At 67.3% G+C, this 13,153-nt stretch carries 11 protein-coding genes and 2 pseudogenes; 4 read left to right on the top strand and 9 right to left on the bottom strand.

All coding sequences use genetic code 11. From position 1 onward, the window contains the following. Position 1: 1 nt before the first annotated feature. The 4 genes and pseudogenes from ACWDPV_RS18500 to ACWDPV_RS18485 all read right to left on the bottom strand — a co-directional run bounded on the left by ACWDPV_RS18500 (position 2) and on the right by ACWDPV_RS18485 (position 1,960). On the bottom strand, positions 2-307 hold the full coding sequence (locus ACWDPV_RS18500; RefSeq protein WP_449744139.1) for a hypothetical protein: 306 nt from the start codon (positions 305-307) through the stop codon (positions 2-4). A 93-nt stretch (positions 308-400) separates the two neighbouring features. Beyond that, positions 401-463: pseudogene (locus ACWDPV_RS18495) on the bottom strand (superoxide reductase domain-containing protein); the annotation flags it as partial. Positions 464-540: 77 nt separating this feature from the next. Next, positions 541-774, bottom strand: a complete 234-nt coding sequence (locus tag ACWDPV_RS18490; RefSeq protein ID WP_187587478.1) for an MbtH family protein — start codon at positions 772-774, stop codon at positions 541-543. 91 nt (positions 775-865) lie between these two features. Continuing rightward, positions 866-1,960, bottom strand: a complete 1,095-nt coding sequence (locus ACWDPV_RS18485) for a thioesterase domain-containing protein (protein ID WP_449744138.1) — start codon at positions 1,958-1,960, stop codon at positions 866-868. Here ACWDPV_RS18485 and ACWDPV_RS18480 point away from each other — a divergent pair. Beyond that, positions 1,920-2,153: pseudogene (locus ACWDPV_RS18480) on the top strand (pirin-like C-terminal cupin domain-containing protein); the annotation flags it as partial. The gene ACWDPV_RS18485 and the pseudogene ACWDPV_RS18480 sit on opposite strands and share 41 nt — an antisense overlap. Before the next feature lie 9 nt (positions 2,154-2,162). Here ACWDPV_RS18480 and ACWDPV_RS18475 read toward each other — a convergent pair. Together ACWDPV_RS18475 and ACWDPV_RS18470 are read right to left on the bottom strand one after the other, a co-directional pair. Further along, on the bottom strand, positions 2,163-2,807 hold the full coding sequence (locus ACWDPV_RS18475) for a CE1759 family FMN reductase (protein ID WP_449744137.1): 645 nt from the start codon (positions 2,805-2,807) through the stop codon (positions 2,163-2,165). Next, entirely contained in the window at positions 2,804-3,916 is a 1,113-nt protein-coding gene (locus ACWDPV_RS18470; protein WP_449744136.1) for an LLM class flavin-dependent oxidoreductase, read from the bottom strand. Before ACWDPV_RS18470 ends, ACWDPV_RS18475 begins: the two co-directional genes overlap by 4 nt. A 165-nt stretch (positions 3,917-4,081) precedes the next feature. On the opposite strand from ACWDPV_RS18470, the gene ACWDPV_RS18465 reads away from it, so the two are divergent. Then, positions 4,082-4,591 carry a DUF4878 domain-containing protein gene (locus ACWDPV_RS18465; protein WP_348809165.1) on the top strand — a complete coding sequence of 170 codons (510 nt, stop codon included), beginning with the start codon at positions 4,082-4,084 and terminating at the stop codon, positions 4,589-4,591. 125 nt (positions 4,592-4,716) lie between these two features. Beyond that, complete coding sequence (locus tag ACWDPV_RS18460; RefSeq protein WP_449744135.1) at positions 4,717-5,265, top strand: DUF4190 domain-containing protein; 549 nt, start codon at positions 4,717-4,719, stop codon at positions 5,263-5,265. Positions 5,266-5,278: 13 nt separating this feature from the next. On the opposite strand, the gene ACWDPV_RS18455 is transcribed toward ACWDPV_RS18460, so the two are convergent. From ACWDPV_RS18455 to ACWDPV_RS18445, 3 genes are all read right to left on the bottom strand, one after another. After that, entirely contained in the window at positions 5,279-5,584 is a 306-nt protein-coding gene (locus tag ACWDPV_RS18455; RefSeq protein WP_449744134.1) for a hypothetical protein, read from the bottom strand. A gap of 239 nt (positions 5,585-5,823) precedes the next feature. Then, positions 5,824-6,057, bottom strand: a complete 234-nt coding sequence (locus ACWDPV_RS18450; protein WP_348805542.1) for an MbtH family protein — start codon at positions 6,055-6,057, stop codon at positions 5,824-5,826. A gap of 142 nt (positions 6,058-6,199) precedes the next feature. Next, on the bottom strand, positions 6,200-12,430 hold the full coding sequence (locus ACWDPV_RS18445; protein WP_449744133.1) for an amino acid adenylation domain-containing protein: 6,231 nt from the start codon (positions 12,428-12,430) through the stop codon (positions 6,200-6,202). Positions 12,431-12,587: 157 nt separating this feature from the next. Here ACWDPV_RS18445 and ACWDPV_RS18440 point away from each other — a divergent pair, with 157 nt between their 5' ends. Further along, positions 12,588-12,944, top strand: coding sequence for a GNAT family N-acetyltransferase (locus ACWDPV_RS18440; protein WP_449744132.1), 357 nt, complete (start codon positions 12,588-12,590; stop codon positions 12,942-12,944). Positions 12,945-13,153 lie beyond the last annotated feature (209 nt).

The following is a 13,153-nucleotide window of genomic DNA, read 5'->3' as shown; positions in this document are numbered from 1 at the left end:
CTCAGCCGACGATGCCGATCTGTTCGTAGCCGTCGTCGATGTCCCGGGCCAGCCATTCGACCACCTGTCCGGTGGCGCCGGCGACGGCGCCGGGCTCACCGAGCGTCCCGATGCGGGGCAGACAGTGCAGGATCGAGGCGACGACCGACGACCCGACCCCCAGTCCGTTGCGCTCGGCGACCGTGTCGTAACCGGTGAACGCCTCGGCGAGATCGCCGTAGGTGGCCGACTCCCCACCGAACCGGACCGCGGTGAGTCCGGGGGTGATCTCGGCACGACGCCGGACCTCCCGTTGGGTCGCGAGCAACCGCCCGCTCCCCCACGGCTCGCTTCTCCATAGCCCGTTGTCACCGACCATGTCAGTCCCGCTCTCGGCAGATCCATGGGAGCGGCGAGGCGCCTACCGGCGACGACCGAGGAAGAACCCTGCTGACTCCCTTTGCAGAAATCGTCCCAGATGTCGGGGCTGCTGTCACGGCAACGGGCCAGCAGAGATCAGGAATTCCTGATCTCTGCCGGCCCGTGCGGTCGTGATGTACCTCAGGCGTCGCCGGAGGCGGCCTTGTCGGCCTCCATGGCGTCGATCAGGCTCTTCGGACGCAGATCCGTCCAGTTCTTCTCCACATACTCCAGACACGCAGCCCGAGAATCCTCACCGAAGACCTTCGTCCATCCCGCCGGGATGTCAGCAAAAGTCGGCCACAGCGAATGCTGATTCTCGTCGTTCACCAGGACGTAGAAACGTCCGTTCTCGTCATCGAACGGGTTGGTCATGTGCTCGGTCGTTCCTCTCGCTCTTATCTCTGGTGGTGACGGTCGTGTGCCGCCACCGGCGTGGCCATGCCGGTCGTCGACCGGCCCATCCTCATCGGTCCCCCAACTGCCTGTCGAGCCACGGTCCGACGGTCTCCAGGACTACCGCGTCGGCCAGTCCCAGGTGGTGGGCGGCGACATCGATATTGGTGATCGTACCGGTCACGTGTCGACGCCAGGACGCGCGGACGCCCGCGGGGTCGGTCTTGTCCGCCGTGGCGGTCACCACCGACAGTGGGCCGTCGAACACATCGGGGCGGTAACCGGCCCCGATCCTGCCCGCCGCGTCGAAGCTGTCCATCACCCATTGGACCTGATCCTCGCGCAGCAGTCCCATCGCGGCGATCTGCTCCCGCACGATCGCCGCCACGTCCTCGGGGGTCGCCGCAGCGACGTCGTCGGAGAGGTCGAACAGGTCGCGCCACCCGCCGAGCAGGTCGTTGGCGAGGGCACCCGCCTGCTCTCCGGTCGCCTCGACGGATTCGACACCGCCCGCATCGTCGAGGGCAGGCGGCACACCGTCCGTCGACGCGGACGCGGCCGGCGCCACGGCGTCCATGATGCCGAGGAACGCGACCTCGTCGCCGTCGTGCTGGAGCATGACCGCCATGGCGTGGGCGATCTGGCCGCCGAGCGACCACCCGAGCAGGTGGTACGGCCCGTCGGGCTGGATCTGCCGGATCTCCTTGACGTAGCGCAGCGCGAGTTCCTCGATCGACTCGGCGGCGGGCTCCCCGGTGACCACGTGGGGATCCTGTACGCCGTAGATCGGCCGGTCCACGAGGTGCGGTGCGAGTCCGCCGTAGAACCAGGCCAGGCCACCGGCCGGATGTACGCAGAACAGCGGTGCGCGCGCGCCGTCGCGGCGCAGCGGCAGCACCACCTCCCCGACGACCGCACCCGCGTCGTCGCCGTCGATGCGGGCCGCGACCCCGCGGACCGTGGGATCGCTGAACAGCCAGGCGAGTTCGATCTCGACGGCCCGCTCGCGCAGCCGTGCCAGCACCCGGGTCGCCGACAGCGAGTTGCCGCCGACGTCGAAGAAGCTGTCCGTCGCGCCGACCCGCTCGAGTCCGAGGACCTCGGCGAAGGTGTCGGCGACGAGCCGTTCGGAGTTGCTCGGCGGCGAACCGCTAGACGAGGACATCATCATGTGGTGGAACTTCATCGGCCGCACCCACGACGACATCGTGGCGTTCCGCGAGCAGTGGATGGAACACTCTGAACGCTTCGGCCAGGTGCAGGGTTACGTCGGTGATGTGCAACATCTGCCCGCCCCGAGGCTGCCCGGAACACGGCTACGCGCCCGGGAGAACACTCCCGGGCGCGCACGTGGGTGACCGATCTGCTCAGGCCCCGTTGAGAAGTCGCGCGAAGTTTGCGATTCCCGACGCCTCGGCGGCGGTCGCCGCCGGTGACGCCTCGGTGTCGGTGGGCGCCGACCTCGCGGGCCGATCGCCGGTAGCCAGCAGCGCCGCGAGTTCGCGTGCCGCACGATCGATCCGATCGCCCAGTGTCGCGGTGTCACCGGAACCGCCGGCCCAATCCTCTTCTGCCGCATACACTCCCGTCGGAACGACCACCATCCGCAGGTAACCGAACAGCGGACGCATCGCGTGGTCGAGCACCATCGAATGCCGCGGGCTGCCGCCGGTCGCCGCGATCAGCACCGGTTTCCCGGTCATCGCGTCGACGTCGACGAGGTCGAAGAAGGTCTTGAACAGCCCCGAGTACGACGCGTTGAACACCGGTGTCGCCACGATCAGGGCGTCGGCGTCCTGAACCGATGCGATCGCGTCGCGCGCGGCGCCGGTAGCGAAGCCCGCGGCCATCGAGCGGCCCAGGTCCACCGCGAGATCACGAAGGTCGATGATCTTGACGTCGATCCGGCCCGCGCCGAGCACGGCGGTGGTGGCCGCGGTGAGCCGGTCGACGAGCATCCTCGTCGACGACGGCTCGCTCAGGCCGGCGTTCACCGCGACCAGGCGGATCATGCGTTCACCGTCGCATTCTGTTGCGCTGCAACATCAGCGGCGTCTCGCGCGGCCACCAGCGATGCATGGGTGGGTGCGTCGGGAACCTCGGCGGGCCGGCCCGCGGCGAAGCCCTCGCGCAGTTCCGGCAGCACCGCACCGAGTTCGTCGAGCTGCTCGAGCACGGTCTTGAGCGGCAGCCCGGCGTGGTCGACGAGGAACAGCTGACGCTGGTAGTCGCCGAAGCTCTCGCGGAAAGACAGTGTGCGATCCACGAATTCGGCCGGGCTACCCACGGTGAGCGGGGTTTCGCGGCTGAAATCCTCCAGCGACGGGCCGTGTCCGTACACCGGCGCGTTGTCAAAGTAGGGCCGGAACTCGTTGATCGCGTCCTGAGAGTTCTTGCGGATGAAGAACTGTCCGCCGAGACCAACAATCGCCTGGTTGGCCTTGCCGTGCCCGTAGTGCTCGTAGCGCTCGCGGTAGAAGTTGATCAATCGCTGGAAGTGGTCCTTGGGCCAGAAGATGTTGTTGGCGAAGAAACCGTCACCGTAGTAGGCGGCCTGCTCGGCGATCTCCGGGCTGCGGATCGATCCGTGCCAGACGAACGGCGCGACGTCGTCGAGCGGACGCGGCGTCGAGGTGAACGATTGCAGCGGCGTCCGGAACTTGCCCTCCCAGTCGACGACGTCCTCGGTCCAGAGCCGGTGTAGCAGGTGATAGTTCTCGATCGCGAGGGGAATGCCCTGACGGATGTCCTGGCCGAACCACGGGTACACCGGGCCGGTGTTACCGCGGCCGAGCATCAGGTCGACGCGGCCGTCGGCAAGATGCTGGAGCATCGCGAAGTCCTCGGCGATCTTCACCGGATCGTTCGTGGTGATCAGCGTGGTCGCCGTCGACAGGTTCAATGTCGAGGTCTGCGCGGCGATGTAGGCCAGCGTGGTGGTCGGCGAGGACGAGAAGAACGGTGGGTTGTGGTGCTCGCCGAGCGCGAACACGTCGAGGCCGATGTCCTCGGCCTTCTTGGCGATCTCGACGATGGCCTTGATGCGCTCGTGTTCGGTGGGCGCGACACCGGTGGTGGGGTCGACGGTGATGTCGCTGACGCTGAAGAGTCCGAACTGCATGTCCTACCTCCTGGAATGGTGGCGAATCGAGCTTCACCCAGACTAACCGGACTGCGGTCCGGATAATTCCGCGGACTTTCACCTCGGAGCGCCGAAGGTCCATAGGCGCCTCCACCTCGGTGGGTTAGTGTGTGCTTACCCGATCCTCGAATGGGAGTTACTCACATGAACCTTCGGAAGTCCGTCGCCGCGGCCGTGCTGGCCGGCGCCGCCGTCTTCACCGTCGCCGCATGCTCGAGCGACGACAGTTCATCATCCGCGACGTCGACGGCTGCGAGCAGCGTCGCGGAGAGCACCAGCGAATCCGCCGCACCCGCGCCGGCCGATCTCGACGCCGCACAGGCCCAGGTGATCCTGCGCAAGGCGCTCGATCCCAACACCTCCAGCGACGACCTCGACGCCGTGGTGGACGTGTCGAGCCCGGTGACCAAGCCCGCCCTGCAGGCCTACACCAAGGGCGCTTCCGCGGCCGGCTACGGACCCGAGGTCTACACCGTGAAGTCGGTGTCGGCCGACGGCACCGACAAGGCCGCGGCCACCGTCTCGGTCGCCAGCCCGCACGCCCCGCAGCCGGTCGACATCACCCTGGCGTTCGTCAAGGTCGACGGCACCTGGAAGCTGGCCGGATCCGCGGTCACCCAGCTCACCTCGATGATGGGCCAGCACGGCGGCTGATCGCCGGCGCACCTCGGCAACACCTGCGCCGCACCGGAGACCTTCCGGCGCGGCGCAGGTGTTTTTTCGTCGGTAGCATGGCCGCCATCAAACCCAGCAGTCCAGCAACACCGACAGGAGCGGCCGTGCGCACCGATCAGCCCACGCATCCGATCGCGCCGACCGCGACGGATCGGCACGTCCGGTGGCCGCAGCACAATGACGATGTCGCACCGATCGTGGAAGCCGCACCGATTGTGGAGGCCGCACCGGTACCAGTGATCGAGCCCGTCGCGCCGATCACCCGATTTCCGCTGCGCAGTCCGCGCGACGAGGGACCGCTACCGGCCGTGGGGGAGTATTGGACAGCCGAGTACTGGACGGCCGACGACTGGGCATCCACCCACATCCGGGGCGGCCATGAAGAGGTGCGCTATCCGCACACATCGGGGTGGGCCAATGCCGCACTGATCGGCGGCCTGGTGTCGGTACCGCTCGTGCTACTGCTGGGCATCGGCGGCGTCCTCGGTGTGCTCGCCGTCATCCTCGGGGTCGTCGGGGTGCGACAGGTCCGACGAGAACCCCTGGCGCGCGGCAACGGACGTGCAATCACCGGGATCGTGCTAGGTACCGGCAGCGCGGTGATCGGGATACCGATCCTGGCACTGGTCCTGACAATCGGTTCCCTGCTCTGAGGGACGGCCCGGATCAACCGACCGCGCGCAGATCCTGACCGGTCGCGGCGATATGACGGCTGAGCCACTGGACCACCTGATCGAGCGCACGCCCTTGGGCATCGGCATCGGTGATCTCGGCGAGCGCCGGAATGGAATGCAGGATCGCGGCGTAGAAGGCCGACTCCATCGACATGCCATGCCGGCGCATCACCTCGGCGTAGGTGTCGATCGCGCGGTCGAGGGCACCGTAGGTGACCATCTGGCCGGCGTATCGCACCGCCGGTAGTGACGGCGTCAGCTGGGCGCGCGACCGCACATCGTTCATCACGTCATACATGCGCTGCTCCCCCGCAGTTCTTCAGTTCCATGTCGACCAACCTCCCCGTCAATCGACGGCCAACCTGTCAGCCAAGGATCCACCGGCTCACAACCATTTGATAACCGGACGGGCCACATTGTGAGGAAGTACACACCCAATCGTGGCGATCCGTCCAGTAACCACGGTATAGCCGATACCCCTGTAATCCAATGAGACCACTGGGGCTGATGTGAAATGGTGACCGGGGCGTGACCCGATCAGCTGCCGTCGCGGGCAGCCTGGTCGGCCTCCATCGCGTCGATCAGACTCTGCGGGCGCAGATCCGTCCAGTTCTGCTCGACGTACTCCAGGCACGCCGCCCGGCTGTCCTCACCGAACACCTTGGTCCAGCCGGCCGGGATGTCGGCGAACGTGGGCCACAGCGAATGCTGGTTCTCGTCGTTCACCAGCACGAAGAAACGGCCGTTCTCGTCGTCAAAAGGATTGGTCATCGCCGGATGCCCTCTCTAGTTTTCTGTCGAATCGGCGGTCGCCGAATCGGTGATTCGCCAGTTGTGTCGTGTCGTGAAGTCGCGATCATTACAGGCTAGTGGGCCGGTGTCGCCGCGATCCACACCTGCCCCGCCGAACGGGCTACATGTTGCCCTCGGCGGCATCGAGGGCCGACGACAGGCGCGGACCGATCACCGCCAGTGCCGAGGAGCCGGCCATGCCCAGGTGAGGGGTGTCGATGTCGACGTTGTCGACGTTTGCCGCCAGTGGTCGCCAACTGTCGGAGATCATCGCCGGTTCCGCCTTGTCGGCAGTCGCGGTGAAGACCGTGAGGTCACCACCGAAGACTCGCGGTCGATGCTCGGCCATCATGGCCTCCGACAGGCGGAAACTGTCCATGATCCGGTCGATCTGATCGTCGCCGACCAGACCCGACGCACCCAGTTGCTCACGTATCAGCGCGGTGATGTCATCGGAGCGCACTTCACGGTCCCCGGATGATCCCTCGGTCGGCTCGGGGTCGAGATCGAACAGCACCCGCCAGGCGCCGAGGAGATCGGCCGCATCCGGGGCGTCCGACGCCATGTCGTCGGTGATCTGCGAACTGACCATCGCATCCATCAGCGCCACCACACCGACCTCGGCCCCCTCGGCTTCCAGGATGACCGCCATCTCGTGTGCGATCACCCCACCGAAGGACCACCCCAGGAGGTGATAAGGACCCTCGCCGCGAATCGACCGGATCTCCTCGACGTATCGTCGCGCCATCTCGGTGATCGACGATGCCGCGGTCTCGCCGGCCACGACATGCGGGTCCTGCACCCCATAGATGGGACGTCCGGGCAGATGGGTCGCGAGTCCGCCGTAGAGCCACGCCAATCCGCCCGCCGGGTGAATACAGAACAGCGGTGCGCCCCGCCCCTCGGCGCGCAACCCGATGACGATGTCGGCCGATGCCGATTCCATCTGCGGGCCTGCGGCCAGTCGTCGGGCCAGACCCCGCACGGTGGGATCGGCGAACAACCACGCCAGTTCGACCTCACGGCCGGTCACTTCCCGAAGGGCCGCGATCACGCGGACCGCCGACAGCGAATTGCCACCCAGGTCGAAGAACGATTCCGTCGCGCCGACCCGATCCGTGCCGAGTACCGCCGCGACGGCCTCGGCCACCAGCGTCTCCGTCTCACCCGACGGCGCCACGTACTCGGCCGCCTCGAACACCGGCGACGGTAGTCGGCTGCGATCGATCTTGCCCGCGGTGCTGAGCGGCATCGTGTCGACCACCATCCACGTCGACGGACACATGTACATCGGCAATCGCTGTGCCACAAAGTCTTTGACGGCATCCAGATCGACCGATGCGATACCGGCCCGGTGATCACCACCACTGACGTAGCCGACGAGGCGCTGATCGCCCCGGAGGTCGACGACCGACGCCGCGGCGTGCACGACCCCCGGCGCGGCGGCCAGCGCGGCCTCGATCTCCCCGAGCTCGATCCGCTGTCCGCGCAGCTTCACCTGGAAGTCGCCCCGACCGAGGTACTCCAGCGCCCCGTCACGGTTCCAGCGAACCAGGTCACCGGTGCGGTAAAGGCGTTCGCCGGGGTTGCCGAACGGGTGTGCGCTGAACGGGTTTGCGACAAATCGGTCGGCGGTCAGATCCGCGCGCGCGGCGTATCCGCGGGCGATCTGCACGCCACCCAGATAGAGTTCCCCGACCACTCCGACGGGCACCGGACGCAGGCGCCGGTCGAGCACGTAGGTGGTGGTGTTCCAGATCGGTACACCGATCGGGACCACCTCGTCGCTCGCGCGCACCTCGTGGTGGGTCACATCGACCGCTGCCTCCGTCGGCCCGTAGAGATTGTGCACGGCGGCATTCGGCAGCGTGCTCAGCGCCGACCGGGACACCGACGATCCCAACGCCTCACCGGAGGTGAATACCTGCCGTAGCGACGTCAACCCGGCCATCGCCTCGGCCCCGACGACATCGACGAACGCCGAGAGCATCGACGGAACGAAGTGCACCGTGGACACCGCGTGTTCGGACATCACATCGGCCAGATACCGCGGATCCCGGTGGCCGTCGGGACGGGCGATGACCAAACGGGCACCGACCATCAACGGCCAGAACAACTCCCACACCGAGACGTCGAAGGTCACCGGCGTCTTCTGCAGCACCACGTCGTCACCGGTCAACGGGAACCTCGACTGCATCCATTCGAGTCGATTGACGATCGCGTGATGCGAGACCGTCACCCCCTTGGGGCGTCCGGTGGACCCCGACGTGAACAAGGTGTAGGCCGCCGAGTCCGGGCGCAGGGGCTGCGGCCGGCCGGCCGCGGAGATCGGCGATGCCGCGGCCTGCGGAACGGGGCTCGTGCACTCGATCGGATACACCTCGACGCCCGCGGTCGAGACAGAGTCTGCGCAGGTCCCGGCCGCCACGATCGCCAGGGCGACGTCGGCGGTCTCGAGCATGTAGCGGACGCGTTCGACGGGCGCGTCGGTGTCGACCGGCACGTAGTGACCACCGGCGGCGACCACCGCATGCACCGCCACCAGAAGCTCGACAGAACGCGGAATGGCCACGCCGACAGCCGTTTCGGCGCCCACTCCCCTATCGATCAGTGAGCGTGCCAGCGCGGCCACCCGGGCACCGAACTCCCCGTAGGTCATCTCGGTGTCGCCGAACACCAGCGCCACCGCATCGGGCGTGGCCGCGATCTGCCGGTCGACACGATCGGTCAGTGTCACCGGCTCGACCTCGACCCGTGCGCCCACCGACGCCGCCACGACCTGGTCGATCTCGCCGTCGACGGCGATCGGTGCGTCACCGATCACCGACTCCGGATCGCGGGTCAGGGTGTCGATCATCGCGACCAGGCGCCGGCCGAAGGTCACCACGGTCGATTCGTCGAACAGGTCGGTGGCGTAGATGAGGGAACCTCGCCACGGCGAATCCGGCTCGGCCACACTCACTCCGACCGTCAGATCCAGCTTGGCCGGATAGTCGGTCGGCGGTACCGGTGCCACCCGGAGATCGGCGACCGCACCGGCGGGCAGGTCGCCGCCCGCGAGTTCGGCCATGGTCGCCTGTTCGAAGGTCAACATGATCTGCGTCAGCGGCGCAAACGCCTGCGAGCGAGTGGGATTGAGCTCGTCGACGATCGACTCGAACGGGACGTCGGAATGCGAGAACGCGTCCAGGTCAACAGCTCTCACCTGTGTGACGAGGTCGGCGAACGACACCTGAGTGTCGACCCGGGTACGGAGCACCAACGTGTTGACGAACATGCCGACGAGGTCGTCGAACTCCGGTCGACCCCGCCCGGCAACCGGTGTGCCGATCGCGATGTCGTCGGTGTCCGACAGTCGCGCCACGAGGGCCGCCAACCCTGCATGCACGACCATGAACGGTGTGACCGCGAATGTCCGCGCCACCTCGGTGATCCGTCGAGCGGTGCCGGCGGGGATCTCGAAGTCGACGTTGCCGCCGATGTGGGAGGCCACCGCGGGCCGGACGCGGTCGGCGGGCAGTGCCACCACGTCGGGGAGGCCGGCGAGCCGATCCGCCCAGTACCGGAGTTGGTGGTGTAGTACCGACGTGGGATCGTCTGCCGCGCCGAACATCTCACGCTGCCACACGGCGACGTCGGCGAACTGCAGCGGCAGCGGTTGCCAGTGCGGCCGATGTCCCGCGTGTCGTGCGTCGTAGGCGACGATCAGATCGCGCACCAGCGGCGCCATCGACTCGCCGTCGGCGGCGATGTGATGCACGACCACCGACAGGAGATGACGTGGCTCGTCGCCGGATGGCGACTCGTCGAGCAGCCGCACCCGCACCGGCAGATCGGTGGTCACATCGAACCCGGCGGCGGCCGCCGCGACCACGGAATCGAGATCGGCGACCACCGCCCAGTCGAGATCGTCGACGGCGGCCTGCGCATCGACGACCTGCTGCGCCGGATCACCGGACACCGCCGGATAGATGGTTCGCAGGACCTCGTGCCGGGTGATCACGTCGTCGAGCGCCGCGCGCAGGGCCTCGACGTCCAGCTCACCCGTCAGTCGCAGGACCGTCGGGATGTTGTATGCCGACGAGGTGGGATCGAGTTGGTTGATGAACCACATCCGCTGCTGCGCCAGGGACAAGGGCACCCGATCGGGCCGTCGTCCGACGACGATCGGCGCCGACGGACGTAGCGGGAGTTGATCGGGATTGCGGGCGTGATCGAGGTGGCCGGCCAGTGACTCCACCGTCGGATGGTCGAAGAGCGCCCGCACACCGACGCGGTCACCGACGAGGTCGCCGAGCCGACCGACCACCCGCGTCGCCGACAACGAGTTGCCACCCATGTCGAAGAAGGACTCGATCACCGACACCTCGGCGATTCCGAGGACGTCGCCGAAGACCGCGGCGATCGCCGATTCGGTCGGTGTTCGCGGTGCGACGGTCTCGGTCGCGGTGAACTCGGGCTCGGGCAGGGCCCGACGATCGAGCTTGCCGATGGGACTGCGCGGCATCTGGTCCAGGAACGTCAGACTCGCCGGCACCATGTAGGCGGGTAGCCGCCGGCCGAGATCGGCCAGGATCGTCCGCCGGTCGGGCCGGACCCCGTCGGCGAGGACAACATAGGCGGCCAGCGCCGTTCCGGCCGGGCGTTCGACGGCGATGACCACGGCCGCGGCCACCCCGTCGACGCGCCGGAGTGCCGATTCGATCTCGCCCATCTCGATCCGTAGTCCGCGCACCTTCACCTGGAAGTCCGAGCGGCCGAGGTACTCGATGGTGTCATCGGAGCGCCAGCGCACCAGATCACCGGTGCGGTACATCCGCGACCCGGGCACGTCGTAGGGATCGGCGACGAACCGCTCGGCGGTCAGCCCACCTTGGTGTGCGTAGCCCCGGGCCAGTGCCGGACCGGCGAGATACAGTTCACCGGCAACTCCGGTGGGCACCGGATGCAACCACTGGTCGAGGATGAGAGTGTGCACGCCGGGCAGCGCGTCGCCGATGGTGACCGGTTGACCGCGCATCGCAGCGGAGGTCACCGCGATGATCGTGGTCTCGGTCGGACCGTAGACGTTGTAGAGGGCTCGTGAGGAGTCCGCGGCCGTCCATCGTGCGATCTCGCTCGCCGGGACGGCTTCACCACCGAGGAGCAGGTCGGCCAGCGCTCCGGCACCGAAGGTCGGCATCGACGCGGCGACACTGGGTACCAGGAAGGCGTGTGTCACACCGTGTTCGCCGATCAACTGGGCCAGTTCCGGTCCACCGTAGGTGTCGGCCGGCGCCACGACCATCGTGCCGCCCTCGACATAGGCACCGAGGACCTCCATCATCGAGGCGTCGAACGCCGGGGAACTGACCCCCAGCCATCGGCTCGACGAGCTCGTCCGATGCTCCTCACGCAGCCCGGTGGCGACGTTGCGCAGACCGGTGTGGGTGACCATCACGCCCTTGGGCCGTCCGGTCGACCCGGAGGTGAAGATCATGTACGCCGCATTCCCCGGCCGGATCACCCCACCGCGGTCGTGATCGGAGATCGGTGCAGTGGACCATTGCACGACAACGGATTCGAGGAACGAACGATCGACACTCAGCCATTCCGGGCCGTCGGGCATCAGGGACCGGGCGGAGGCGTCGACCAGTCCGATACGCGCGCCGCTGTCCTCGACCACCATGCGCACACGATCGCTGGGGTATTTGGGGTCGACGGGGGTGAAGACGGCTCCGGTCTTGACCACGGCCCAGAGCACCACCTGCAGCAGATCGGAGCGCGGAAATGCCGCCAGCACAGCGTCTTCCGGCCCGACGCCATGCGAGAGCAACAGCCGGGCCAGCGCATTGCTCTGCTCGTCGAGATCCCGGTACCGCAGGGTGCGATCTCCCCAGATCACCGCGGTGGATTCCGGATGTGCCGCCGCCGAGCGTTGCAGCATCTCGGGCAGGGTGAGGGCGTCGCCGGCCTGGGGGCCGCGTTGGGTGAGCCGACTTGCCGACGCCCGCGCATCGAGCAGACCCACGGTGCGCAGCAGGCGGCCGGGGTCTGCGGCCATCGTCTCGAGCAGATGCACCAAAGCCGAGGAGAACGCCGACACCGTCGCCTCGTCGAAGACATCCGGCAGGTACTTCAGTGACAGCGTGAGCCCGCCCGGCGTCGGGGAGGTGGCCAGACTCAGTGGGTAATGCGTGGCATCACGGCCGGATGCCGCACTCACCGCGAGCCCACCGTCGGCGGTCACCTCGGCCGCCGCGGAGGTGTCCACCGGGTAGGACTCGTAGACGGACCCTCCACCGCATTTCTTGATCAAACGATCGACAAAGCAATAGCGGATTCCATTCCCTGATCGATTGATCAGTTTCATATGCTAAAGATCAATTTCTATTTAAGAAATTGGTCGATCGATCCGCCCCGCCCATCACAACAACTGTCATTGTTGGATCAAGTGATCAAAAATGGACCGCCGCGTCGCGGAATCAACGGACAAAACCAGATGACGCCGATCGCCTACCCTCGAGCACATGCCCCTCGACAAAACCGGCGCCGACGCCACCGTCACCCACGTCCCCGACCACGACCGTTACCAGATCGCCGTCGACGGACAGGTCGCAGGCTTCACGGTGTATCGCGAACGCGAGCACGACGGCGCCCTCGAGCGCATTCTCTTCCACACCGAGGTCGCCGAGGAGTTCGGTGGCCGAGGCCTGGCGACCATCCTGATCACCGCGGCGCTGGCCGATACCCGGGCGCAGGACAAGGTCATCGTGGGTGTCTGCCCCCTGGTCGCCGCCTTCTTGAAGAAGAATCACGAGTTCGATGACGTCACGCGCCCGGTCACCCCGGACACCCTGGCCTGGCTCCAGACTCAGATCAACTGATCAAATCGGGTCCAAAGTCCCTGTCGTCGGACTCACCGGTGACTTACAGTGGGTCTGTGGGCGGGGGTGGACGACCGCTCACCGCGACGGTTGGGAAGACCCGCCGGCCACCTCTCCGGGCGTGGCACCGCAACCGATCACCGGCCCGTCCGACGCTCGCGTCGGGCGGGCCCAGGCGCGGTTAGGGCCAGATCCGGAGAGCGTCGGGG

The organism is Gordonia sp. NPDC003504, from assembly GCF_053587995.1.
Note: the sequence above shows the minus strand (reverse complement) of the source record. Positions and strands in the feature narration are given on the sequence as shown.

What these genes read in the sequence shown, in the direction of transcription:
- ACWDPV_RS18490 (WP_187587478.1), bottom strand. Translation starts at nt 774, where the DNA reads ATGACCAACCCGTTCGATGACGAGAACGGACGTTTCTACGTCCTGGTG.
- ACWDPV_RS18440 (WP_449744132.1), top strand. Translation starts at nt 12,588, where the DNA reads ATGCCCCTCGACAAAACCGGCGCCGACGCCACCGTCACCCACGTCCCC.
- ACWDPV_RS18470 (WP_449744136.1), bottom strand. Translation starts at nt 3,916, where the DNA reads ATGCAGTTCGGACTCTTCAGCGTCAGCGACATCACCGTCGACCCCACC.
- ACWDPV_RS18485 (WP_449744138.1), bottom strand. Translation starts at nt 1,960, where the DNA reads ATGTCCTCGTCTAGCGGTTCGCCGCCGAGCAACTCCGAACGGCTCGTC.
- ACWDPV_RS18475 (WP_449744137.1), bottom strand. Translation starts at nt 2,807, where the DNA reads ATGATCCGCCTGGTCGCGGTGAACGCCGGCCTGAGCGAGCCGTCGTCG.
- ACWDPV_RS18465 (WP_348809165.1), top strand. Translation starts at nt 4,082, where the DNA reads ATGAACCTTCGGAAGTCCGTCGCCGCGGCCGTGCTGGCCGGCGCCGCC.
- ACWDPV_RS18450 (WP_348805542.1), bottom strand. Translation starts at nt 6,057, where the DNA reads ATGACCAATCCTTTTGACGACGAGAACGGCCGTTTCTTCGTGCTGGTG.
- ACWDPV_RS18455 (WP_449744134.1), bottom strand. Translation starts at nt 5,584, where the DNA reads ATGTATGACGTGATGAACGATGTGCGGTCGCGCGCCCAGCTGACGCCG.
- ACWDPV_RS18445 (WP_449744133.1), bottom strand. Translation starts at nt 12,430, where the DNA reads ATGAAACTGATCAATCGATCAGGGAATGGAATCCGCTATTGCTTTGTC.